Origin of the sequence: Amphiplicatus metriothermophilus, from assembly GCF_900199215.1 — a bacterium.
Classification (GTDB): Bacteria; Pseudomonadota; Alphaproteobacteria; order Caulobacterales; family Parvularculaceae; genus Amphiplicatus; species Amphiplicatus metriothermophilus.
This window is the reverse complement of record NZ_FZQA01000008.1, coordinates 127,607-150,848: the sequence shown is the minus strand read 5'-3', so window position 1 is coordinate 150,848 and position 23,242 is coordinate 127,607. Positions and strand designations below refer to the sequence as shown.

24 protein-coding genes and 1 other RNA gene are annotated in these 23,242 nt (G+C 67.1%); 17 read left to right on the top strand and 8 right to left on the bottom strand.

Annotated elements, in window-relative coordinates; all coding sequences use genetic code 11:
- Positions 1-43 precede the first annotated feature (43 nt).
- From CHB64_RS13980 to CHB64_RS13970, 3 genes are read right to left on the bottom strand one after another with little or no spacing between them, the layout of a single operon-like run.
- Positions 44-493 carry a nucleoside deaminase gene (locus CHB64_RS13980; protein WP_089413234.1) on the bottom strand — a complete coding sequence of 150 codons (450 nt, stop codon included), beginning with the start codon at positions 491-493 and terminating at the stop codon, positions 44-46.
- Positions 494-498: 5 nt separating this feature from the next.
- Positions 499-735 (bottom strand): BrnA antitoxin family protein, encoded by a 237-nt coding sequence (locus CHB64_RS13975; RefSeq protein WP_089413233.1) that lies wholly within the window; start codon positions 733-735, stop codon positions 499-501.
- Complete coding sequence (locus CHB64_RS13970; protein ID WP_089413232.1) at positions 710-1,027, bottom strand: BrnT family toxin; 318 nt, start codon at positions 1,025-1,027, stop codon at positions 710-712. Before CHB64_RS13970 ends, CHB64_RS13975 begins: the two co-directional genes overlap by 26 nt.
- 187 nt (positions 1,028-1,214) lie before the next feature.
- On the opposite strand from CHB64_RS13970, the gene CHB64_RS13965 reads away from it, so the two are divergent.
- From CHB64_RS13965 to CHB64_RS13930, 8 genes are all read left to right on the top strand, one after another.
- Positions 1,215-1,979: a pseudouridine synthase gene (locus CHB64_RS13965; protein ID WP_089413231.1), complete on the top strand. Its 765-nt coding sequence runs from the start codon at positions 1,215-1,217 to the stop codon at positions 1,977-1,979.
- Positions 1,976-2,158 carry a DUF4169 family protein gene (locus CHB64_RS13960; RefSeq protein ID WP_089413230.1) on the top strand — a complete coding sequence of 61 codons (183 nt, stop codon included), beginning with the start codon at positions 1,976-1,978 and terminating at the stop codon, positions 2,156-2,158. Before CHB64_RS13965 ends, CHB64_RS13960 begins: the two co-directional genes overlap by 4 nt.
- 5 nt (positions 2,159-2,163) lie before the next feature.
- A complete protein-coding gene (locus tag CHB64_RS13955; RefSeq protein WP_089413229.1) occupies positions 2,164-2,601 on the top strand; it encodes a VOC family protein in 438 nt (145 codons plus the stop codon).
- Between the two features lie 4 nt (positions 2,602-2,605).
- Positions 2,606-3,169 (top strand): 16S rRNA (guanine(966)-N(2))-methyltransferase RsmD, encoded by a 564-nt coding sequence (gene rsmD / locus CHB64_RS13950; RefSeq protein WP_089413228.1) that lies wholly within the window; start codon positions 2,606-2,608, stop codon positions 3,167-3,169.
- A 78-nt stretch (positions 3,170-3,247) separates the two neighbouring features.
- A complete protein-coding gene (locus CHB64_RS13945) occupies positions 3,248-4,543 on the top strand; it encodes a serine hydrolase domain-containing protein (RefSeq protein ID WP_089413227.1) in 1,296 nt (431 codons plus the stop codon).
- Between the two features lie 45 nt (positions 4,544-4,588).
- Positions 4,589-4,745, top strand: a non-coding RNA gene (gene ssrS, locus CHB64_RS13940) — 6S RNA.
- Between the two features lie 71 nt (positions 4,746-4,816).
- Positions 4,817-5,410 carry a 5-formyltetrahydrofolate cyclo-ligase gene (locus tag CHB64_RS13935; protein ID WP_200815396.1) on the top strand — a complete coding sequence of 198 codons (594 nt, stop codon included), beginning with the start codon at positions 4,817-4,819 and terminating at the stop codon, positions 5,408-5,410.
- 8 nt (positions 5,411-5,418) lie between these two features.
- Positions 5,419-6,237, top strand: coding sequence for a TIGR00282 family metallophosphoesterase (locus CHB64_RS13930; protein ID WP_089413226.1), 819 nt, complete (start codon positions 5,419-5,421; stop codon positions 6,235-6,237).
- Between the two features lie 20 nt (positions 6,238-6,257).
- On the opposite strand, the gene CHB64_RS13925 is transcribed toward CHB64_RS13930, so the two are convergent.
- Positions 6,258-7,013, bottom strand: a complete 756-nt coding sequence (locus CHB64_RS13925) for an SDR family NAD(P)-dependent oxidoreductase (protein WP_089413225.1) — start codon at positions 7,011-7,013, stop codon at positions 6,258-6,260.
- Between the two features lie 104 nt (positions 7,014-7,117).
- On the opposite strand from CHB64_RS13925, the gene CHB64_RS13920 reads away from it, so the two are divergent.
- Complete coding sequence (locus tag CHB64_RS13920) at positions 7,118-7,864, top strand: YebC/PmpR family DNA-binding transcriptional regulator (protein ID WP_089413224.1); 747 nt, start codon at positions 7,118-7,120, stop codon at positions 7,862-7,864.
- 135 nt (positions 7,865-7,999) lie between these two features.
- Positions 8,000-8,197 (top strand): hypothetical protein, encoded by a 198-nt coding sequence (locus CHB64_RS13915; RefSeq protein ID WP_089413223.1) that lies wholly within the window; start codon positions 8,000-8,002, stop codon positions 8,195-8,197.
- Between the two features lie 73 nt (positions 8,198-8,270).
- On the opposite strand, the gene CHB64_RS13910 is transcribed toward CHB64_RS13915, so the two are convergent.
- Complete coding sequence (locus CHB64_RS13910) at positions 8,271-10,565, bottom strand: response regulator (protein WP_089413222.1); 2,295 nt, start codon at positions 10,563-10,565, stop codon at positions 8,271-8,273.
- A gap of 268 nt (positions 10,566-10,833) precedes the next feature.
- Between CHB64_RS13910 and CHB64_RS13905 the strand changes: the two genes are divergently transcribed.
- Positions 10,834-11,553: a carbohydrate binding family 9 domain-containing protein gene (locus CHB64_RS13905; protein ID WP_159462513.1), complete on the top strand. Its 720-nt coding sequence runs from the start codon at positions 10,834-10,836 to the stop codon at positions 11,551-11,553.
- A 429-nt stretch (positions 11,554-11,982) separates the two neighbouring features.
- Here the strand turns inward: CHB64_RS13905 and CHB64_RS13900 are convergent, their stop codons facing one another.
- Positions 11,983-12,363, bottom strand: coding sequence for a hypothetical protein (locus tag CHB64_RS13900; protein WP_089413220.1), 381 nt, complete (start codon positions 12,361-12,363; stop codon positions 11,983-11,985).
- A gap of 290 nt (positions 12,364-12,653) precedes the next feature.
- Between CHB64_RS13900 and CHB64_RS13895 the strand changes: the two genes are divergently transcribed.
- The 6 genes from CHB64_RS13895 (at position 12,654) to nadC (ending at position 18,752) form a co-directional block, all read left to right on the top strand.
- Positions 12,654-13,229, top strand: coding sequence for a YfbR-like 5'-deoxynucleotidase (locus CHB64_RS13895; protein WP_089413219.1), 576 nt, complete (start codon positions 12,654-12,656; stop codon positions 13,227-13,229).
- 69 nt (positions 13,230-13,298) lie between these two features.
- Entirely contained in the window at positions 13,299-13,802 is a 504-nt protein-coding gene (locus CHB64_RS13890; protein WP_089413218.1) for a protein-tyrosine phosphatase family protein, read from the top strand.
- A gap of 135 nt (positions 13,803-13,937) precedes the next feature.
- Positions 13,938-14,948, top strand: a complete 1,011-nt coding sequence (locus CHB64_RS13885; RefSeq protein WP_089413258.1) for an NUDIX hydrolase — start codon at positions 13,938-13,940, stop codon at positions 14,946-14,948.
- Between the two features lie 145 nt (positions 14,949-15,093).
- Complete coding sequence (nadA, locus tag CHB64_RS13880) at positions 15,094-16,194, top strand: quinolinate synthase NadA (RefSeq protein ID WP_089413217.1); 1,101 nt, start codon at positions 15,094-15,096, stop codon at positions 16,192-16,194.
- 165 nt (positions 16,195-16,359) lie between these two features.
- On the top strand, positions 16,360-17,907 hold the full coding sequence (locus tag CHB64_RS13875; protein ID WP_089413216.1) for an L-aspartate oxidase: 1,548 nt from the start codon (positions 16,360-16,362) through the stop codon (positions 17,905-17,907).
- Positions 17,904-18,752 (top strand): carboxylating nicotinate-nucleotide diphosphorylase, encoded by an 849-nt coding sequence (gene nadC, locus CHB64_RS13870; RefSeq protein WP_089413215.1) that lies wholly within the window; start codon positions 17,904-17,906, stop codon positions 18,750-18,752. The genes CHB64_RS13875 and nadC overlap by 4 nt, the downstream gene beginning before the upstream one ends.
- 66 nt (positions 18,753-18,818) lie before the next feature.
- On the opposite strand, the gene CHB64_RS13865 is transcribed toward nadC, so the two are convergent.
- A complete protein-coding gene (locus CHB64_RS13865; RefSeq protein ID WP_089413214.1) occupies positions 18,819-19,655 on the bottom strand; it encodes a cell wall hydrolase in 837 nt (278 codons plus the stop codon).
- A 355-nt stretch (positions 19,656-20,010) separates the two neighbouring features.
- Positions 20,011-22,626: a pyruvate, phosphate dikinase gene (ppdK, locus tag CHB64_RS13860; protein WP_375790373.1), complete on the bottom strand. Its 2,616-nt coding sequence runs from the start codon at positions 22,624-22,626 to the stop codon at positions 20,011-20,013.
- Positions 22,627-23,242 lie beyond the last annotated feature (616 nt).

Below are 23,242 nucleotides of genomic sequence, written 5' to 3'. Positions count from 1 at the left end.
ATAGCGCGCGGGCGCGCCGGGAAAAGCGCGCGGCGCAGCTTGCTCACCGGCGCGCCCGGAAGAAGTCGCGCAGCAGCGCCGCCGATTCTGCGGCGAACGGCCCCTCCGCGATCTCGGGCCGCCAGTGGCAGGTCGGCTGTTCGAAGAAGCGGGGTCCGTGCCAGACCGCCCCGCCCTTCGGATCCCTCGCCGCGACGACGAGCCGCGCCACGCGCGCATGGCTGATCGCGCCGGCGCACATCGCGCAGGGCTCGAGCGTCGCATAGAGAGTCGTCCCCGGCAGCCGGTAATTGCCGAGCCTTTCGGCCGCCAGGCGCAAGGCGCGTATTTCCGCATGGGCGGTCGGATCATGGCTGGCGATCGGCGCGTTATGGGCGGCGGCGAGAATCTCTCCCGCCTCGCCGACGAGCACCGCGCCGATCGGCGCCTCGCCGGCTTCGGCGGCGGCGCGCGCTTCGGCGAGCGCGCGGCGCATCATGTCCTTGTCGTTCATCGCGCCTAGGCTGACTTCTTCTTGCGCCGGGCCTCGTAATAGCTGCGCAAGACGGCGTTCATGCGCGTCAGGTGCCCCGGTCCCTGCGACTTGAACCATTCCAGCACGTCGCTGTCGACGCGCAGATGAACGGACGACTTTCCCTGCGGAACATACGGCTGGGCGCGCTCCCAGAAACCGGGCGTAACATCGAACTCCGGCGCGTCCGGCGCGGGATCATGTATCTCGCCGCGCTCCTTCATCGCGTCGAGCTCTTCGAGCGTAGCGCGCTTGAGCTTTTCTTTTGGTTTTTTCATTCAACTTCCATGCTGTGATAAGACGAATCACGTCGCCGCGTTCGGCGTAAACCAGCTCATACCAGACGCCCGCAACCTCTCCGATGGCGTTCACGCGCGTCTCTTCCTGTCGCTGATCGACCCAGACTTCCATCTTCTCCGGCGTGTTGAACATGCGGGCCGCCTCAAGAAGGTCGATCTTGCGTTTTTTCAATACCTCCTGCCGCTTGTTTTCATCCCATTCGAAACGCCGAGCCATGCGGGCGTCCTCCAAGCGTTCCTGATTTCGAGGACGCCATATCCATCATATACACGAATGTGTACACATCCTCAAGGCGACCCTGGCCGCGCCCCGCCTTCGCCGAACCGCCCGTCCGGCGGCGCGGCTGCGGTTTGCGAACGCCGGTTCCATCGCTACATAGGGAAGCCGCAACAGATCGTCTCCTATGTCCGCTGAACGTCCGCAACCGCTCGGTTCCGGCGAACGCATCGCCAAATTCCTCTCCCGCGCCGGCGTCGCCTCGCGCCGCGAGGCCGAGCGCCTGATCGAAATGGGCGTCGTCACAGTGGACGGAAACACGCTGACCACGCCCGCCTTCAAGGTCACGCCCGACATGGAGGTGCGCGTCGACGGCGTGCGCGTCGGCGCGCCGGAAGCTGCGCGCCTGTGGCGCTATCACAAGCCGGCGGGCCTCGTGACGACCCATAAGGACCCGCAGGGCCGGCCGACCGTATTCGAGGCGGCGGCGGACCGGCTGCCCCGCGTGATTTCCGTCGGCCGGCTCGATCTCGCGACGGAGGGGCTATTGCTGTTGACCAACCACGGCGGCCTCGCTCGGCGCCTCGAACTGCCCTCGACCGGCTGGGTGCGGCGCTATCGCGCGCGCGCCTACGGCCAGGTCGGCGAGGCCGATCTCGCGGCGCTCAAGGACGGAATCGAGATCGACGGCGTGCGCTATGGTCCCATCCGGGCGAGCCTCGACCGCCGCCAGGGCGGCAATGCGTGGCTGACCATTTCCATCGCCGAGGGCAAGAACCGGGAAGTGCGCAAGATACTCGATCATCTCGGGCTCAGAGTGAACCGGCTCATCCGCGTCGCCTACGGCCCCTTCCAGCTCGGCTCGCTGAAGAAAGGCGCCATTGAGGAGATCCCGACGAAACAGCTTCGCGAACAACTTGGCAAAAAAATCTGCGCGGAGATCGGCCTGTGAGCGACATCGTCAACCTCAACCGTTTTCGCAAGAAGAAAGCGCGCGAGGCGGATGAGCGACGCGCGGCGGAGAACCGCTTGAAATACGGCCGGACGAAAGCCGACAAACAGCGCGACAGGACGGCGCGGGATCGGCTTGCGCGCCATGTCGAGGGTCATCGTCTGGACAAGGAGGAATAAACCCCATGCCGCAGCCGCCGCTGAAGATCAAGGGCGTCGACCACATTGTTCTGCGCGCGCGCGACGTGAAGCGCATGATCGCCTTTTATTGCGACGTTCTGGGGTGCGCGCTCGATCATGAACAGCCAGCGCTCGGGCTTTATCACCTGCGCGCCGGCTCGGCCCTCATCGACCTCGTCGCGCTCGACGGCCCCCTCGGCGCGAAAGGCGGCGCGGCGCCGGGCGTCGAAGGGCGCAACGTCGATCATTTCGCGCTCGCGGTCGAAAGCTTCGACGAGGCGGTCCTGCGCGCGCATTTCGAGGCTCACGGCGCGACGGTCACGCAGGGCGGCGACCGCTACGGCGCGGAGGGCGAAGGCCCCTCGATTTACGTGCTTGATCCGGAAGGCAACGAGGTCGAGATCAAGGGGCCGGCCTATCCGGACGCGGCCGCGAAGGGCTGACCCCATGCGCATCGTCGGCGGCAGGTTCAGCGGCAGACGGGTCGTCGTGCCGAAAGGCGCCGACACCCGTCCGACTGCGGACAGAACGCGTGAAGCGTTGTTCAACATTCTCTCTCATCGCGAAGACTTTTCATTCGACGGCGCGCGGGCGATCGACCTCTTCGCCGGTTCGGGCGCGCTCGGGCTGGAAGCGCTCTCGCGCGGCGCGGTCTGGTGCCTGTTCGTAGAGACGGACGCGGCCGCCCGCGGCGCCATCCGCGACAATATCGAAGCGCTGGGGCTGTTCGGCTGCGCGCGCATTCATCGCCGCTCGGCGACGGCGCTGGGCCCGAAGCCCGCCGGCGTCGGCGCGCCTTTCACGATCGCCTTTCTCGACCCGCCCTATCGCAAGAGCCTCGCGCCGCCGGCGCTGGAGGCGCTGAAGGCGGGCGGCTGGCTCGCGCCGGGCGCCCTCGCCGTCGTCGAACAGGGCGAGGACGAATCTCCCGTCGCCGTCCAGGGCTTCGAGGAAATCGACCGGCGCCGCTACGGCGAGGCGCAGATCGGAATTTATCGCTTCAGATCCTGACGACGTTTCCGGCATTGACCTCGCCGGGCGAAGCGCTTCGAATGCGCGCCGTCTTTCCGCAACCTTTTGGGGGGTCCTATGCGCCTTCAAGCCGCCATCCTCGCTTCCTTCGCCGCCATCGCTCTGACAGCCTGCGCGGGCGAAACGCCGGCTCCCGAAAGCGCGGCGGCGTCTGTCGATCAGGCGCGGGGAATTTCCCAGGACCGTCTCGCGCGCATCGAAGCGGTTCTTCAGGATGAGGTCGACGCCGGCAAGCGCGCCGGTTTCGTCGCCGTCGTCGCCCATCGCGGAAAGATCGTTTACGAGACCGCCGTCGGCCTCGCCGACCGCGAGAACGCCGTCCCCATGAGCCAGGCGACCCGCTTTCGCATCGCCAGCATGACGAAGCCGCTCGTCACCGCGGCGCTCATGCAGCTCGTCGAGGACGGAGAAGTGCTGCTCTCCGATCCTGTCTCGCGCTACATCCCCGCCTTCGCCGAGGCCCGCGTCGCCCTCTCCCACGAAAGGGATGAAAACGGCGAGATTCCGACCGAGCCTCTGAAGCGGCCGATCACCGTTCATCACGTCCTGACCCATATGGGCGGCATCGGCTATCTCTTCGATTACGAGACCGATCTCGGACGGCTCTATCTCGACAACAACCTTTACTTCATGGAGGGCGATCTGGCCGCGCGCGTCGCGCGGCTCGCCGAATTGCCGCTCTACGAGCAGCCTGGCGAGGTCTGGCGCTACAGCTACGGAACCGACATCGCCGGCCGCATCGTCGAGGTCGCTTCGGGGCAGACGCTTGAGGCGTTCATGCGCGCCCGGCTTTTCGAGCCGCTCGGCATGAGCGACACGGAATTTTTCCTCGACGAGTCGGATTTGGATCGCCTCGCCGTGGTCTACGCTTTCGACGAGGAAGGCCGGCTCGTTCCCTCGAAAGGCGGCGACTTCGCGCCCGACCCCAACGCCGGCGGGTTCGGTTGGGCCTCGGGCGGCGCGGGCCTCGTCGCCACGGCGCGCGACTATATGCGCTTCTGCCTGATGCTCCTCAATGGCGGCGAACTCGACGGCGCGCGCGTCCTGTCGCCGGCGACCGTCCGTCTGATGCTCGAACCGCATGCGCCGGTCGAGGCGACCTTCGACGAATGGCGACGGTCGAACACGACCTTCGCTTTAGGCGGCTATATCATCCGGAGTCCGGGGCTGACCGGCTCGACCGACGCGCCCGGCCAGTGGGGCTGGGGCGGGTATTACGACACGAGCTTTTTCATCAGCCCCGCCGACGATCTCGCCGTGGCGGTGATGGCCCAGCGCGAGCCGGGCCCGCGCGATCCCGGATCGCGCGCCGGCGAACTGGTCAAGGCGATCGCCTTCGGCGCGCTCGAATAACGCGCCGGCCGCCCTTTACGCGCCAGGGGCGGCTTCTTATGTTCGCCCTCGCTGCCCGGCGCGTCAGGACGACATTCCCCGGGGCCGTAGCTCATAGAATGGGAGCCGCCTCTGGCGGAAACCGTGGTTTCCATCATGCGGCGCCCACCTGGTCCTTAGGGTCCAGGGCGAATAACAGTCCGACGGCCAGGGCGGCTCCAGTTTCATCCGGCGGTCTTGCGAAAGCAGCGGCGTTTTGCTTTCGCGCGCCCCGGCCAGCCCCGAGGAGCCGGCGTGTTCCCGCCCATCGCGCCGTTTTTCGACCCGAAGCGCATTCTGCGCGAGAAAATGAAGGCCGAACGCCGCGCCGCCGCGAAGGCGAGGCCCGACGCGGCCCGTCATGCTGCAAAGAACTTTCTCGAGGCGGTCGCCGTTCCCGAAGGCGCCGTCGTGGCGCTTTATCATCCGATCAGGGACGAACTTGACACCGCGCCGCTGGCCGAAGCGCTCGCCGCGCGCGGCGCGGCGCTCGCCCTGCCGGTCGTCGCGCGCCGCGACGCGCCGCTCGGCTTTCGGCGCTATCGCCCCGGCGACGCTCTCGTCAAAGGGGCGTTCGGCATATGCGCGCCCGACGAGAAGGCCGAAGCGCTTGCGCCCGACATCGTCGTCGCGCCCCTTCTGGCGTTCGACCGCGCAGGCGGCAGGCTCGGCTATGGCGGAGGCTATTACGACCGGAGCCTGGCCGCCCTGCGCGCCGGCAGGCCCGTTCTCGCCGTCGGCTACGCCTATGGCGCGCAGGAAGTTGACGCCCTGCCGCTTTCGCCCCTAGACCAGCGCCTCGACTGGATCATCACAGAGCGCGAGGCGATCCGCGTTGGAAAGGCGTAACGGGCGGCATGAGACTGGCGGCGTTCGGAGATGTCATGGGCCGCGCCGGCCGGCGCGCGCTCCTGGACCAGCTGCCCAGGCTTCGCCGGGCCTATGAGCTCGAATTCGTCGTGGTCAACGCCGAGAACGCCGCAGGCGGTTTCGGGGTGACGCAGCGCATCTGCGAAGCGCTCTTCGAAGCCGGCGCGGACGTCATCACCACCGGCAACCATGCTTTCGACCAGCGCGAGGAGATCGACTATTACAACCGGGAGCCGCGCCTGCTGCGGCCGGTGAACTACGCCGCCGCCGCTCCCGGCCGCGGCGTCGGGATCTTTCGCACGACGAACGGACGCAACGTCTTCGTCGTCCACGCGCAAGGCCAGCGGAACATGCCGCCCTGCGACGACCCGTGCGCGGCGGTCGACCGCGAGCTGCAAAAGCTCGGGCTCGGCCATGGCGCGGACGCGGTGATCGTCGACTTCCATGCGGAAGCGACGAGCGAGAAATGCTCCATGGGCCATCATCTCGACGGGCGGGCAAGTCTCGTTTTCGGCACCCACACCCATATTCCGACAGCGGACGATCAGATCCTTCCGAAGGGAACCGCCTATGTCACCGACCTCGGCATGTGCGGCGACTATGACAGCGTGATCGGCATGGACAAGGCCGAACCCCTGCAGCGCTTCGTCACCAAGATACCCAGCGGGCGGATGGAGCCGGCGAGCGGCGCGGCGACCGTGTGCGGCGTCATCGTCGAGGTCGACCCCGACGCCGGGCTCGCGCGCCGGATCGAACCGGTCCGGCTGGGAGGCCGGCTGCGCGAAGCGCGCCCCGACTTTTCCTGAACGCGGGCGCTCGCGCGCGCCTACCTCACATAGGAAGCGCCGTTCACGTCGAAGGTCGCGCCGGTCGCCGACGGACAGGCGTCGCTCAGCAGAAAGACGGCGAGGGCGGCGACCTCTTCCGGGCTCGCCACGCGCCCGAGCGGAATCTCGCCGACCGCCTTTGCGCGCGCTGCGACGTCCTCCGGCGCCATGCGGGTCTCGATCCAGCCCGGCGCGATCGCGTAAAATAGGATGTTCTCCCCGGCGAGGGCGCGCGCATAGGTCTTGGTCATGGACAGAAGCGCGCCTTTCGAGGCGGCGTAAGCGGCGTGGTCCGGCCCGTCGCCGCGATGGCCGGCGCGGCTGGCGATATTGACGACGCGCCCGCCCCCTTGCCTGCGAAAATGTGCGACGGCGGCGCGCGCAAGATCGGCCGGCGCGCGCAGATTCACCGCGAGGGTGTCCTCCCAGCCCGAATCCCAGGCTTCCTGCGCGCCGTCAAGCGGCGTCGCCTGATAGACGCCGGCGTTGTTGACGAGCCCGTCGAGCCGGCCCGCCCGCTCGATCGCGCGCACGGCGAGACGCAAGCCCGCGCCCGGCGCGCGCAGGTCCTCGAACAGAAAATCGCCGTCCGCCACGATCCCGGCGGCGACGAGAGCGGCCGATTCCGCGCTCTCCCGGCTCGCATGACCGATGACGCGCGCCCTGGCCTGCGCGCAGAGCCGGGCCGTCGCCGCCCCCACGCCGCGCGAGGCGCCGGTGAGCAGAATGGTCTTTCCCGCAAGATCGAGTCTCATCGCAGCCTCCTGTCCGGGCGAGGGGCCGCGCCGGCTTGAACTCGCCCGCGGGGACGGGCTAAACGCCCAGTCTTCCCAGCGCAAGGACGAGAGCGAGGGCTTTCATGGCCGGACATTCCAAATGGGCGAACATCCAGCACCGCAAGGGCCGTCAGGACGCCAGGCGCTCCAAGATCTTCTCGAAATTATCGAAGGAGATAACGGTCGCGGCCAAACTCGGCGCGCCGGATCCGGCCTTCAATCCGCGCCTGCGCCTCGCCATCCAGGCCGCCAAGGCGCAGTCCATGCCCAAGGACAACATCGATCGCGCCATCAAGAAGGCCACGGGCGCCGACGCCGGCGGTTATGAGGAGATCCGCTATGAAGGTTTCGGGCCAGGCGGCGTCGGCGTCATCGTCGAGGTGCTGACCGACAACCGCAATCGGGCCGCGAGCGAAGTGCGCGCGGCCTTCGCCAAGAACGGCGGCAATCTGGGCGAGACGGGCTCGGTCTCTTTCATGTTCGACCGGGTCGGCTATGTGGAATATCCGGCCGCCGCCGCCGACGAGGAGACGATGCTGGAAGCCGCCATCGAGGCCGGCGCCGATGACGTTCAGTCTTCAGGTGAAACTCATGAGATTTACTGCGCCGCCGACCGGCTCGCAGAGGTTTCAGGCGCGCTCGAGGATAAGTTCGGCGAGGCGGCCGCGGTCAAGCTGATCTGGAAGCCGCAGACCCTCGTGGAGATTTCCGGCCAACCCGCTGAAACGCTGATGAAAATGATCAGCGCGCTCGACGACTGCGACGACGTGCAGAACGTCTACGCCAATTACGATATCGCGACGGAAGAGCTGGAGCGGCTGGCCGGCTGACGGTTCCGTTTCGCGCCCCTCTCTCCTCATTGTGATCGCTTCAGGTCTCGCTCGAAGCGCGAAATGCGGCCAAGCTGGCGCGATCATGCAGCGGGCTGACGCCGACGCACGGCCTCAGCGCAGAGGAATGAACGGATGGCCGAAAGAACCGGCCGGCGCGACAGCGCCGGAAAGGCGCGGCGCATTTACGCCATCGTCGCAGCGATCTGGGCCGGGGTGATGATCGCCGCCACGCTTTTCGTCGACAAACCCAGCAACGTCATACCCTTCTGGTTGCTGCTGATCGGCTATTTCATCGTCGTGTGGAAAAAGAACGCGGCGCGGCGGCGGTAAGGCGCGGCGAGCGACATGGCGGACCGGGGGAGCCGGACTAGGGAAAAGGCCTCACCCTCGCGCGGCTGAAACCTCACGCCACCTGCGCGGCCTGTTTCGCGTCTTCGTCGCCGCCTGCCCAGCGCGCGACGACCGCCTCGAGCCGCTCCTTGCTGACCGGCTTCGCCAGGAAATCGTCCATGCCGGCCGCTTCGCTGCGCTCGACGTCCTGCGACATGACATGCGCGGTCAGACAGATGATGGGCGTGCGCGGCAGATTCTGTTCAGCTTCGAGGGCGCGAATGGCTCGGGAGGCCTCATAGCCGTCCATTTCAGGCATCGAGACGTCCATCAACACGAGATCGAACGCGCCGGCGGCTTCCCGATAGCGGGCCACCGCGTCGCGTCCGTTCGCGACGACGATGAACTCGTGGCGCGCCGCATCGAGCATGTGCTTGACGACGAGCTGATTCACCTCGTTGTCCTCGGCGAGCAGGATGCGAATCCTGCCATCAAGTTCATCCGCAGCAGTCATCTGGCCATCGTTCTTCGGAAGATCTTCCTCTTCCTCTTCCTCTTCCTCGGCCGCGCCCGCCAACCCTCTGCTGGACAGGATGTTCATGATCGTCTGCAACAGGAGCGTCGAGCGCGCCGGCTTCACCAGATAGCCGTCGACGCCGATCTCGCGGAATCGCCGCGCATCCCCCTGCTGATCCACTGACGTCAGCACGAGAATTGGCGTTTCCGCGAGCGCCGCCTCGTTGCGGATCGCGCGCGCGAGCATCTCGCCATCCATGCCGGGCATGAAGTAATCGACAATCGCCAGGGCGTAGGGCGCGCCGGATCGCGCGGCGGCTCGCATCATTTCGAGCGCCGCCGGCCCACTTTCGGCTGCGTCGACAGAGAATCCCCAGGCGACCAGCTGCTCGGCGGCGATATGGCGATTGACCTCCACGTCGTCCACGATCAGCACGCGCGCGCCCTGCGCGTCATATGCGACCGGAGCAGGCGCGACCGCCTCGTCATGCACGGAAAGCGTCAAGGTGAACCAGAAGGTCGACCCGCGCCCGAGCTGCGACGTCACGCCGATCTCCCCGCCCATCGCTTCAACGAGCCGCCTGGAGATGGACAGCCCGAGGCCCGTGCCGCCGAACTTGCGCGTCGTGCTTGAGTCGGCCTGCTGGAACGCATCGAAGATGCGGTCGAGCTTTTCGGGTTCGATGCCCACTCCCGTGTCGGAGACCTCGACGCGGATAAGCGCTTTCCCATCCTTTTCCTCGCCCGAGACTCCGATGAGAATGTAGCCGGCGCCGGTGAATTTCACCGCATTGCCGGCGAGATTGGTGATGATCTGGCGGATGCGCCCGCTGTCGCCGACGACATTGCATGGCAGATCCGGCTGAAAGCGGACGACGACTTCGAGGCGTTTTTCCTGCGCGCGCGGCGCGATCAGGACAGCGACGTCTTCGATCGCGGCGCGAAGGTCGAACGGCTGAGGATCGAGTTCGAGCTTGCCCGCCTCGATTTTCGAGAAGTCCAGAATGTCGTTGATAATCGTGAGAAGCGCCGCGCCGGACTTGTGGATCGTTTCCGCATAGAGGCGTTGTCGGGTGTCCAGCTTTGTCTGCGCCAGAAGCTCGGCCATGCCGAGCACGCCGTTCATCGGCGTGCGGATTTCATGGCTCATGTTGGCCAGAAACATCGATTTTGCTTCGGAGGCCTTCTCGGCGGCGATTCGGGCCGCCTGCAGTTCCTCGATGAGGCGCGAGCGCTCCGCCGCGCCGCGCTGCATTTCTTTCTGCAGAAGCTGACTGAACATCAGATTGTAGGAAACGGTCGCATAAAGCACCAGCGCGGCCGCCGACACGGTCCAGAACCCCGATCCGCCGAAACTGTCATAGACGAACCAGAGAAGAACGGCGCTGTAGGGCGAGGTCACGATCAGCGCGTTGAGAGGCGTCGAGCGGAACTGCGAAAGGCCGAGAGCGAATCCCGTAAGCACCAGGAACAGCCCCGCAGCCTGACCAAACGGATGAGCGCTCGTCCAGGCCAGCGCCGGCGCAACTGCCCAGAACATGCATGAGGCCATCGCCACGAAGGCATAGGCGCGCTGCGACGCTTTTTGATTCGACTTGAGCCTGGCGCGGATGCGCGCCTCGACGAGCGAGCGCGCGTAGCCGGCGGCCATCGTCAGCGCGTACCAGATCGCAGCCGTCGGTAGACTGACGACGCTCGACAGGAAAACGCCCCAGAGCGTGATGTGAAAATAACGGACCGCATGGGTCGAGGTGATCATGCGAAGCGCGGCGAGGGCCGGATCCTCCTCGTCGGATCGCACCACGATTCCCTTGCGTTCCGCAGGCGGCTTTTCCTCGATCCCCGGCGCCATCTATGGAGTTCCCCCGTCGCGCGATTCCGGGGACCATAGGCTGGGCCGGTTAACCTTCTCTTGATGTCGGCCGGAAAGGCGCGCGGCGAGACGTCCCGTTCGCCGCCCAGGGCCTCTTGGCCGCGAACAAGAGGTCGTTAATCTTTATGATCATAACCACCTCAGCGAGGGCATGGCGTAGGGGCGCAATGAATAATCGATTTCGGCACAGACGAAACGGACCGGCGTCCCGTTCCGGGACGCCATGACGGCGTTTCGGCACGTTATCATGGCTGCGTTTTTCGGCGCGCTCGTCGCGTCGGCGGCGCAGGCGCAACTTGCCCGCTCATTCGCTGATTATACGCCGCAGGTTGAGGCCGCCCGCATCGGCGAAGACGAAGCGCCAGTGATCGACGGGAGCCTGCGCGATCCGGCTTGGGCGACGGCCGCCCCGATCGAAGATTTCTATCAGATCGAGCCGACGGAGGGCGCGCCGCCAAGCCAGCCCGCCCGCGCCTATGTGATGTACGATGCGCGCAATCTTTATGTGGGCGTTTACGTCTATGACGACGAACCTCGACGGATTCGCCGCAATCTGCTCGAACGCGACCCGCCTATTCAGGACGACGACGCGATTCGGATCATCATCGATTCCTTCGGCACGTTCCGCGACGGCTATTTCTTCGCCACCAATCCGAACGGCGCGCGCAGCGACGCGCTCATAGAAAACGACAACGTCTTCAGAGACGAATTGGACACGGTATGGAATGCGGCAGCGCGCGTGGCCGAAGACGGTTGGGTCGCAGAGTTCAGGATTCCGTTTCAATCCAACTCCTTCGACGCTTCGCTCGACGCCTGGAACTTCCAGATCGTGCGGACCATTCGCCGCGCGAACGAAGAAATACGCTGGGCGAATATCGACCGCACGCGAATCGGCGTCGTCCTCACCCATGACGACCTCGCCGGCGAGGCGACGAATATCGCTTCACCCAATATGAGCTGGATCTGACCGAAGCGCGGGCCTATGCGGCGGGCGTCGAAGCGCTGGGGCGAGATTTACGACGGCGACATCCTGGCGATCGAGGCCGCATAAAGCGCCAAGCCGAGCCGGCATGTCCGCCTCGCCGCCGAATATGAATATTCGAAATTCTCTCTGCCGGCTGGCGAAGCGGTCATCCATGTCGCGACGATCGCAACGACGCTCGCTTTCTCTCCGACGTTCTCGCTGAAGACTGACGTTCAGTACGACAACATATCCGAAGAGTTCACGCTGTTCAGCCGCTTGCGCTGGGAGCCTGCGCCGGAACGGGAGATCTTTCTTTCAGACACTCGGCGATTCTCGAACGCGACAAGTTCCCCGGCGCGTTTCGCTCCGAAGTCTCGAGCCTCGCGCTCCGCTTCGGTCATCGGCTGCGATTCTGATGATCGACAGCGGCCGTCAGTGAACGCTCGGGTCAGGACACTCGTTCTTGCGCCGACGCAGCAGCAGGAACAGAAGCACGATCGCCAGAATCGGCGATGCGATAATGAAGAGAGTCATAGCGATTGCGCCGCCCGCGGCCACAAGGCCAATCAACGCGCCGAAAAGCCCGACGATCACGCCGACGGCGGATGCGAACAGGCCTGCGATCAGCGCGGCCAGCCCGCCGAATCCGACCGCAAACGCCTCCCCCGCGCTCAAGGACGGCTCATGCATGTAAACGGCGATCGAAAACGCGCCGCCTACAAATAAAATCAGGATCAGCGGCAGCCACAGCCACGTCATGCCCCCGCCGCTCCGGCGCGTTTCGCTTTCTTGCGTCATATCGGATATCGTCATCGCTCTTCCCCTTCTTCGGGCGGCGCGACCGGATCTTTCTCGGCGCGCGGGTTTTCTGCAATACGCGCGTCACTTTCTGCGAGGATGCGTCGCCGCGCGACGCAGGGCAAGACGGCTCGGCGCGCGCCAGCCGCGCTCCGTCGCGAACGGCGCTCGACGACCGCGTCGCTTGCGCGCCCCCGCCGGGCTTTGCTAGGCGGAGCGCTTTCGGAACGGAACGCACCTTGACACGATCCCGCCTATCCGCCCGTCCCGCCAGAGCCGACGCGCCGCCGCGCGCCTGGCAGCGTATGTTGTCGGGCCGCCGGCTCGATCTGCTCGATCCCTCGCCGGTCGACGTGGAGATCGAGGACATCGCGCACGGCCTGGCGCGCGTGGCGCGCTGGAACGGCCAGACCGCCGGCCCGCTGCCCTTCACGGTCGCCCAGCACTCCCTTCTGGTGGAGGCGTTCTGCGTGCAGATAAAGCCAGGCTGGCCGGCGCGCTGGCGGCTCGCCGCGCTCCTGCATGACGCGCCGGAGTTCGTCATCGGCGACATGATCAGCCCGTTCAAATCCGCCCTCGGCGATCATTACAAGCGAATTGAGCGGCGCCTCCAGGAGGCGATCCATCTGCGCTTCGGCCTGCCCGCCGTCCTGCCTGAAACGGTCGAACGCACGATCAAGCGCGCCGACAAGACGAGCGCTTTTTTCGAGGCGACGCAGCTGGCCGGCTTCGACACCGTCGAAGCGCGCCGGTTCTTCGGCGCGCCGCGGGGCGTCGCGCCGCTTGCGCTCGAAATCATGTCGACGGCGGACGCGCAGGCCGCCTATCTCCGGCGCTTTCATGAATTGAGCGCCGCGCTCGACGCGCCGGCGCAAATGTGATCGCCCTTTCAACGGGCTGTGATGCGGCCCGGCTTTATGCCCGCCCCGCGTGAGCGCTAAAAGAAGCGCATGTTGATCGTGTCTTCCCTGTCGGAAGCCTGCCGCGCCTATGCCGCATACAAGCCGGCATGCGTCATTTCTCTCCTCTCCGACGACGACGCCGTGCCCTGTTTCGACGCCCTGCCGGCGGAGAGGCATCTTCAGCTTTACGTCGACCGGGAGTCCTGCGGCGAATCGATCAACGCCGCCGCGCGCCGACGGGCGAATGACATCGTACGCTTCGTCCGGAAATGGGACGGGCGCGGCGACATTCTCGTTCATTGCAGCCGGGGCGTCTCCCGCTCGACGGCCGCCGCTTTCGTGGTGATGTGCCTGCGCGAGCCCAATGCGGCGGAGGCCGCCCTCGCCTCGCGCCTGCGCGCGGCGGCCCCCTTCGCCGATCCCTGCCCGCTGCTGGTCGCCTACGCCGACGAGTTGATGGGCCGCGACGGGCGGATGATCGAAGCGATCGAGGATCTGCCGCCGCCGATCCCGACCATTCGCGCGCCGATGGTGACGCTGCGGCTGGCCTGAACAGCGTCGAGAAAGCGAAATCGGCCGATAACCGCCTTGCCGGCGGCCTGGCGGCGCCGGCTACTTGCTTTCAGTCGCCCGTTCGCATTTTTCTTTCCCTTCCCTCGCCTCTCGCTTCTGGCCTATGCGGTGAGAATGAACGCGCTTTCCGAGCTTCATCCGGCGCGGGTCGCGATCGGCCTCAATGCGGTGCTCGCTGTCGTCGAACGCGAGCGGCCGAAGGTTTTATGCGTTCGCAGCGAAAACGGCCTTTGGCGGCTGCCATACGGCCCCTTCGATCCGGAGCGTCACCGCACGTTTGAGATCGGCCTGCGCGAATGGGTGGAGAAGCAGACCAAGGTAAGCCTCGGCTATGTCGAGCAACTTTACACCTTCGGCGACAAGGGACGCGACGCGCCGCTGGCGGCGCTGGCCGGCGGCGCGGCGGGCGATCGGATCGTCTCGGTCGGCTATCTGGCGCTCGCCCCGGAGCCAGCAGCGGTCGACGCCGCCGACGCGGCCTGGCGGGACTGGTACGAGTTCTTTCCCTGGGAGGACTGGCGCGACGGCGAGCCTCCCTGTCTCGGCGATGCGATTTTGCCTGCGCTGGCGCGTTGGGCCGGCGGCGCGCGCGCGCGCGATGCGGCCGCGGCCCGGCGCGATCGCATCCGTCTCGCCTTCGGCCTCGACGGCGCCGGCTGGGAGGAGGAGCGCGCCCTCGACCGTTATGAGCTCATGTACGAAGCCGGCCTCGTCGCCGAAGCCGCGCGCGACCGCAATCTGCAGCCAGCGCGCGCGCTTGCCGGAACCGGGGCGGACATGGCCTCCGACCACCGTCGGATTCTGGCGACCGCCATCGGCCGCCTGCGCGGCAAGCTGAAATACCGTCCGATCATTTTCGAGCTCACCCCGCCCGAGTTCACGCTGCTCACCCTCCAGCGCATCGTCGAGGCCATCGTCGGCTTCGAGCTGCACAAGCAGAACTTCCGCCGCTCGGCGGAGCAGTCGGGGCTCGTCATACGCACGCGGCGCACCGCCCAGCAAACCGGAGGCCGACCTGCCGCGCTGTTCCGCGCCAACCGCCTCGCCCTGAAAGACCGGGCCGGGAAGGGACTGACCATCCCGCGTCTGCGCCTTGCGCCCGCTTTTTCGCTGGGACGGACTTGAGCGCCCTGCGACGCGGCGGGCCGCCGCGCTTCGTGAATTTTTATTGACGGACCTCTTTGCGGCGATAAGCTGCCGGCCGTTGCCCTTGAGGGCCATTTTTTAGGCCCCATATATGCTCCGCCGGAGTATTATTAAGGAGGCGCTTATGCCCGCTTTCGGCCAAGAACCCGCAGCGCCGGCCCTTCCCTACACCCAGGCGGTCAAGGAGGCGACGGACCATCTTTACCCGCGCGTGGCCGGAGCCATCCCCGAGGCGGAGTGGAAGCTCCACGCGCCCTATATCGCCGCCATCAACGAACTGAAGAAAAAGCGCGGCGCCGTCATTCTCGCTCACAATTACATGACGCCGGAGATCTTTCGCTGCGTGGGCGACTTCGCCGGAGACTCCCTGCAGCTCGCGAAGGAGGCCGCGAAGACCGACGCCAAGGTCATCGTTCAGGCCGGCGTCCACTTCATGGCCGAGACTTCGAAGATTCTCTGCCCGGACAAGACGGTGCTGATCCCCGACCTGCGGGCAGGCTGTTCGCTCGCCGCATCGATCACCGCTGCGGACGTGCGTCTGCTCAAGCAGAAATACCCGGGCGTCCCGGTCGTGACCTATGTGAACACCTCCGCCGCGGTGAAGGCCGAATCCGACATCTGCTGCACCTCCTCCAACGCCGTCGAGGTCGTCGAGCATATTTGCGCCGAGCGCGGTTCCGACGCCGTCATCTTCCTGCCGGACCAGTATCTGGCCAGGAACGTCGCGGCGATGACCGACATCCGGGTCATTACTTGGGCCGGCGCCTGCGAGGTGCATGAGCGTTTCACCGCCGAGGACATCCGCGAGATTCGCGAGGCGCATCCGGGCGTCGTGGTGCTCGCTCACCCGGAATGCCCGCCGGACGTGCTCGCCGAGGCCGACTTCGCCGGCTCTACGAGCGGCATGAGCGACTATGTGAAAGAGAACCAGCCGAAAAACGTGGTGCTCATCACCGAATGTTCGATGTCGGACAATGTGGCCCTGGAAAACCCGGACGTGACGTTCGTGCGGCCCTGCAATCTTTGCCCGCATATGAAGCGCATCACGCTTCAGGGCATCCTGCGCTCGCTCGAGACCATGACCCACGAGGTGACGGTCGACCCAGAGGTCGCCGCGCGCGCGCGCCGCGCCATCGAGCGCATGATCGCCCTGCCGCTTAAGCGCCGCTCCATGTACCGCCATCAGCATGCGCCGGAGGTGTCGGCGATCGAGGCGCGGGTTTAGGGTTGATTTGAGCGCGGATAACTTTCCATAATCTGCAAACGGCGACCGGACGCCAGGGAGCCTGACGATGACGCAGCCGCATCCGCTCTCGGTCTATGTCCGATCGCCGATTCCCGATTGCCGGCCGCCGACGTCCCGCCCTCGAAGAACTGAGCGGAGCTAGGTTTGGCGAAGCCGTCCGACATCCTCATCATCGGCGCCGGCATCGCAGGGCTTTACACGGCCCTCAAGCTCGCCCCCCGCCCCGTGACGGTGCTCACCGCCCGCCCCCTGGGCGAGGGCGGCTCGAGCGCCTGGGCGCAGGGCGGGCTCGCCGCCGCCGTCGGGCCGGACGACACGCCGAACCTGCATTTCGCCGACACGATGGAGGCCGGCGCCGGCCTCGTCGACCCGGCGGCCGCGCGCGTCCTCGTCGACGGAGGACCGGCGGCGGTGGAGGACCTCGCGCGGCTCGGCGTTCCCTTCGACCGCGCTGCGGACGGGTCTTTCCGGCTCGGCCGCGAGGCCGCCCACTGCCGCGACCGCATCGTGCATGCGACCGGGGATCAGGCCGGGGCGGCGATCATGCGCGCCCTCGTCAAGGCTGCGCGAGCCGCTGGTCATATTGCGCTCCGTGAACGGATCGTCGTCGAAGACCTGCTCCTCGATCAGGAAGGCCGTGTTGGCGGCGTTCTCGCCGTCGACATCGCGCGCAGCGAGCGCATGGAGATCGCCGCCGCTGAAATCGTTCTTGCCACCGGCGGCCTCGGCGGGCTTTACGCCGTGACCACCAATCCCGTGCAGGCGCAGGGGCATGGCCTCGCCATCGCGGCGCGCGCCGGGGCGGTCGTTCGCGACCCGGAGTTCGTGCAATTCCACCCTACCGCGCTCGATATCGGCGCGGACCCGGCGCCGCTCGCGACCGAAGCGCTGCGCGGCGCAGGCGCGCGGCTTGTCGACCGCCAGGGGCGGGCCTTCATGACCGACTATCACCGCGCCGGCGACCTCGCTCCGCGCGACGTCGTGGCGCGCGCCGTCGAGGCCGAACGCAAGGCCGGCCGCGGCGCCTTTCTCGACGCGCGCGAGGCCGTCGGCGCGGCCTTCCCGGAGGCTTTCCCGACCGTCTTCGCCGCCTGCCGCAAGGCCGGAATCGATCCGCGCACGACGCCGATGCCGGTCGCGCCGGCGGCCCACTACCACATGGGCGGGGTGAAGACCGATCTCGACGGCCGGACGGGCGTCGAGGGGTTGCGGGCGGTCGGCGAAGTCGCCTCGACCGGCGTTCACGGCGCGAACCGACTCGCCTCGAACTCGCTTCTCGAGGCGATCGTATTCGGCGGACGCATCGCAGACGACCTGCGCGAAGCAGACCTGCGCGCCCCCCGGCGGGCGGCCGCGCCCGCCGACCGTTTCGCGCTCGCGCCCAAACCCGCCCCCGCCGCAGCGCTGGGAGTCTTGCGCGCGGCGATGGCGGAGGGTTGCGCGCTCATCCGCTCGAAGCAGAGCCTCGCCCGCGCGATCGAGACGATCCGCCGCCTGGACGAGGCCGCCGAGACGACCAGCGGCCTCAAAAACGCGCTCATCGCCGCCGAGCTGATCGCCCAGGGCGCGCTAATGCGCGAGGAAAGCCGCGGCGCCCATTTCCGCGAGGACTTTCCGCAAACGGAGAAAGAACCGTTCCATACGGAAATCGCCGCCGACGGCTCCGGCGCCGACCTGGGAGAGACGCCATGACGACCCCGCTCCTTCCCGATTTCATCGTCGAGGAGATCGTCGCGCGCGCGCTGAAGGAAGATCTCGGCGAGGCCGGCGACATTACGACGAACGCCTGCATCCCCGCGCGCGCGCAGGCCCGGGCCGTCATCGCCGCACGCAAGGCCGGCGTCATCGCCGGCGTCGAGACGGCCCGCGCGGTCTTTCGCCTTATCGACCCGACCCTTCACGTGAAGGTCGAACGCGGCGACGGCGCAAGCGCGGCGCCGGGCGAGACCGTGTTCGCCGTGGAAGGCGCGGCCCGCGCGATCCTGACCGCCGAACGCGTCGCGCTGAACTTTCTCGGCCATCTGTCGGGAGTCGCAAGCGCGACCGCCGCGCTGGTCGCGGCGGTCACGGGAACGAAGGCGCGAATTGTCTGCACGCGGAAGACGACGCCGGGCCTGCGCGCGCTGGAAAAATACGCCGTTCGCTGCGGCGGCGGGCTCAACCACCGCTTCGGCCTTTATGACGCGATGATGATCAAGGACAATCACATCGCCGCGGCCGGCGGCGTAGCCCAGGCCCTGCGCGCCGCGCGCGCGGCCGCCGGCCATATGGTCAGGATCGAGATCGAGATCGACAGACTTTCCCAGCTCGAGACCGCGCTCGCCGAGGGCGCAGACGCGATCCTGCTCGACAATATGTCCGTGGACGACATGAAGCGCGCCGTCCATATGACCAGGGGCCGCGCCGCGCTTGAAGCATCCGGGAACGTCACGCCCGACACTGCGCGCGCCGTCGCCGAGACCGGCGTCGATTATATCTCGTCCGGCTGGATCACGCATTCCGCGCCTGCGCTCGATCTGGGACTCGATTTCGTCTGACGCGCGCCGTCAAAGCCGCGCCCTGAAGCGCAGCGCCGTTATTAAATCCCTATACGGATATTCCGCTTACCGCGCGCCCTCGACCGGCGCGGCGGAGGCGACCGTCGTGCGCGTCGGGAACCGATAGAACCGGTGCGTTCCGATTGCGGCGGTCGGCGTCAGACGCTCGGCCCAGGGCGGGGAGACGTAGTCCGCATGATAATGCGTCGCGTTGCGGCTGACCGGAACGCGCAGGCCCGCAAGGATCGCCCCGGCGAGATCTTCGGCTTCGGCCCATTTGCGCTGGTTGAGGCGGGCCTTCATCGAGCCGTCGCAGGTGAAGGTGAACTGGCAGCCCGTGCGCCGCTCGGAACCCTGATAGACCACCTCGCAGATGCTGTTCGGGTAAAGCGGACTCGCCACGCGGTTCAAAACCACGTCGGCGACCGCGAGCTGGCCGATGCGCGATTCGGAGCGCGCCTCGTAATAGATCGCCTGGGCGAGACAGCGCCGCTCCTCGGCGTCGATGCGCGCGACTTCGAGCTGGGTGAAATCGAAGTCGACCAGATCGGCGGCCGGGTCGTAATGAGCGAGGATCGCGCGAACGGGCTTGGCGGGCTTCACTCGCGGAGCGTCGAGGCGCGCGCGCGCGCGCGCGGTTTCGCCGGCCAGAAAGGCGGCGTATTCGGCGAACAGCGCGGCGTCCTCGGCGAGCGCCGCATCTGCGGCGCGCACGGCCGCCGCGCGTTCGGCCGTGGCGGCGCCGCTCAGGGCCGCCAGCACCACACAGACCGACAGGGCGGCGGCGGCCAGAAGGCTGCGCGCCGTCAGATTGACGTCGCCCCAGGGCGCGTCATGCGCGTCGGCCGCGTCACGCGCGCCCGGCGCGCCGGTCCGTCCGTTCTGTCGCCCAAGCGTGGTCATCCGTTACGCTCGTTCCTTGCTCGGCCGTCCCGACGCAACACTGCGCCTGATCCGGCCGTTTCCGGTCCGCGAGTAACGGCGCGTTCTGCGCCGGTTTTCGTCTCGCCCCCCGGCTTCGCCGCCGCGCCGGCGTTTCAGCCCGCGCCAGCAACGCCCAAGAGATGCAAAAGACGCGCCCGCACCCCCGTCCGGAATCGCGCCTTGCAGGGGTTATATGGCGCCCGCAGGGTGAGCGCGCAAATGAAAAATGCGCGCCTTAACCCTTTGTTAACCAAATCGGCGCGATGATTAAGAGTTTGATTTATAAAAGAAATTTCCACAGCCGCGAGAGACGTTAACCTAACAATCCGTTGATTCATCGCGCGCTTTTCGAAAGACTCGCCTGCGCGGCGGCAAGCCTTGCGATCGGCGTGCGATAGGGCGAGCAGGACACGTAATCGAGCCCCACGCCCTCGACGAAGGCGATCGAATCGGGGTCGCCGCCATGCTCGCCGCAGATCCCGAGCTTGATGTCCGGCCGCGCCTTCCGGCCCTTTTCGGCCGCGATCTCGATCAGCGCGCCCACGCCTTCCCGGTCGAGGGTCACGAAGGGATCGCGCGCGAGGATGTTCTGGCGCAGATACTCCGGCAGGAAGGACGCCGAATCGTCGCGCGACAGGCCGAAGGTGGTCTGGGTGAGATCGTTGGTGCCGAAGCTGAAGAAGGCCGCCTCTTCGGCGATGGCGTCGGCGGCGAGGGCCGCGCGCGGCAGCTCGATCATGGTGCCGACGAGATAGTCGAGCCGGGTTCCGGCCTCGGCGAACACCGCCTCGGCCACCGTCTCGATGCGCTTCTTGAGCACGGCCAGCTCCTCGCGCATCGCCACGAGCGGGATCATGATCTCCGGCGTCGCGCGCTCGCCCGTCGCCTTTGCGACGTTGACCGCCGCCTCCAGAATTGCGCGGACCTGCATCTCGTAGATTTCGGGATAGGAGATCCCGAGCCGGCAGCCGCGATGGCCGAGCATCGGATTGAACTCCTTGAGCTTTTGGGCGCGCGTCTTGAGCTTGGCCGCGTCCATGCCGGACGCTTTCGCCACCTCGTCGATCTCGGCGTCCGAATGGGGCAGGAACTCGTGCAGCGGCGGGTCGAGCAGTCGGATCGTCACCGGGAGGCCGCGCATCACCTTGAAGAGCGCCTCGAAATCGGCCCGCTGCATGGGCAGGAGCTTGGCCAGCGCCGCCTCGCGGCCAGGCCGGTCCTCGGCGAGAATCATCTCGCGCACCGCCACGATCCGGTCGGCGTCGAAGAACATATGCTCGGTGCGGCACAGGCCGATCCCCTCCGCGCCGAAGCCGCGGGCGGTCTCGGCGTCCTGGGGCGTTTCGGCGTTGGCGCGCACCTTCATCCGGCGCGCCCGGTCGGCCCATTGCATGAGCTCGGCGAAATCGCCGGAAAGCTCCGGCTGCACGGTGGCCACGGCGCCGGCGTAGACCGCCCCCGCCGCCCCGTCGATGGTGACGGTCTCGCCCTTCTTCACGATGCGGCCGTTGACGGCGAACGTCCCGGCCTTCTCGTCGATCCTGAGATCGCCCGCGCCGCATACGCAGGGCCGGCCCATGCCGCGCGCGACCACCGCCGCGTGGCTCGTCATGCCGCCGCGCGCGGTGACGACGCCGACGGCTGCGTGCATGCCGTGAATGTCCTCCGGCGAGGTCTCGACCCGGAAGAGGACGACCTTTCGCCCCTCCTGGGCGAGACGCTCGGCCTCGTCGGCGGAGAAGACGACCTCGCCCGAGGCCGCGCCCGGAGAGGCGGGCAGGCCCTTGACCAGAAGATCGCGCGGCGCGTCAGGGTCGAGCGAGGGATGGAGAAGCTGGTCGAGCGAGCGCGGATCGACGCGCATCACCGCTTCTTCCTCGCTGATGAGCCCTTCCTTGGCGAGATCGACGGCGATCCTGAGCGCGGCTTTCGCCGTGCGCTTGCCGGTCCGCGTCTGCAGCATCCACAGCTTGCCTTCCTGCACCGTGAATTCGATGTCCTGCATGTCGCGGTAATGCTTTTCGAGCTTGTCGAAGATGGCGGCGAGCTCGGCGTAAGCCTCCGGCATCGCCTCTTCCATCGACGGCGCCTCCTCGCCCGCCCTCAGGCGCGCGCGCCGGGTCAGCGCCTGGGGCGTGCGGATGCCGGCGACCACGTCCTCTCCCTGGGCGTTGACGAGAAATTCGCCGTAATAGGCTTTCTCGCCCGTGGAGGGGTCGCGGGTGAACGCCACCCCCGTCGCGGAGGTCTCGCCCATATTGCCGAAGACCATCGCCTGCACGTTGACCGCCGTACCCCAGCTTTCAGGGATGTTGTGCAGCCGGCGATAGGTTTCGGCCCGCTCGTTTCGCCAGGAGCCGAAGACCGCCCCGATCGCGCCCCAGAGCTGCTCGTGCGGATCCTGCGGGAAAGGCTTGCCGAGGGCTTTTTCGACGGCGGCCTTGTATTGATCGATGACCGCGCGCCAGTCCTCGGCCTTCATCTCGGTGTCGAGGAAATAGTCCTTCTGCTCCTTGTAGGCCTCCAGAATCTCCTCGAAGACGTGATGCTCGACGCCGAGCACGACGTCGGAATACATCTGGATGAAGCGGCGATAGCTGTCATAGGCGAAGCGCGCGTCGCCGGAGAGCGCGGCGAGGCCCTTCACCGTATCGTCGGCGAGGCCGAGATTGAGGACCGTGTCCATCATGCCCGGCATGGACGCGCGCGCGCCCGAGCGCACCGAAACGAGGAGCGGATTTTTCGGATCGGCGAAGGTCCGGCCCACCTGGCGGCCGATCTCGGCGAGCGCGTCGTTCACCGCGTCCACAAGGCCGTCCGGATAGCGCCGGCCGTTGGCGTAGTAATAGGCGCAGACCTCGGTGGTGATGGTGAAGCCCGGCGGCACCGGCAGACCGAGATTCGACATCTCGGCGAGATTTGCGCCCTTGCCGCCCAGCAGATTCTTCATCGAGGCGTCGCCTTCCGCGCGCCCGGCGCCGAAGCGATAGACCCATTTCGTCCCGGCTTCGGCGTTCCCGTCCTTTTGACCTGCAGCGGCCGTCGCCGCCGCTTGTGACGCGGTCGTCATCCGTCTGGCTCCGATCCTTCTCCCGGCCGCGCCGGCGCCGCGCGCCGGCCCGTCCGGCCTCCTCCTCCAGCCTCGCGCCTTGCGGCCTTGCATCCTTGCATCGGTGCAAGACCTGCGCCCGCACGGCTTAGGCCAGCGTCGGCCCAAGGCCAAGGCGGAATTCGCCGCAGCGCGGCCGGCGGCCCTCTTCCCCGCATGAGGCGGCCGCCCCGCAGGGCGGGAGGGGGCGTCGCGCCGCGCGAGCGCGGCCGCCTGCGCCGGCTCTCCGCGCCGCGCAGGAAGCGCGTCGCCGAAGCGGCCGGCGCGTCAGGCGGGGGAAGACCTGACGGGGCCCATGCTACGACCTGCCGGAAGGGCGGGGATAACTTTCCCCGCTTTTCGACCAAGTCTTTGATTTTTCTAGGGGCGCCATGCACAAAAAGGTGGAAACTTTCGCCCCCGGCCAGCCGGTCCCCCTCCCCCCTGCCCCAGGCTTTATTCGCGCGTTCCAAGCTGT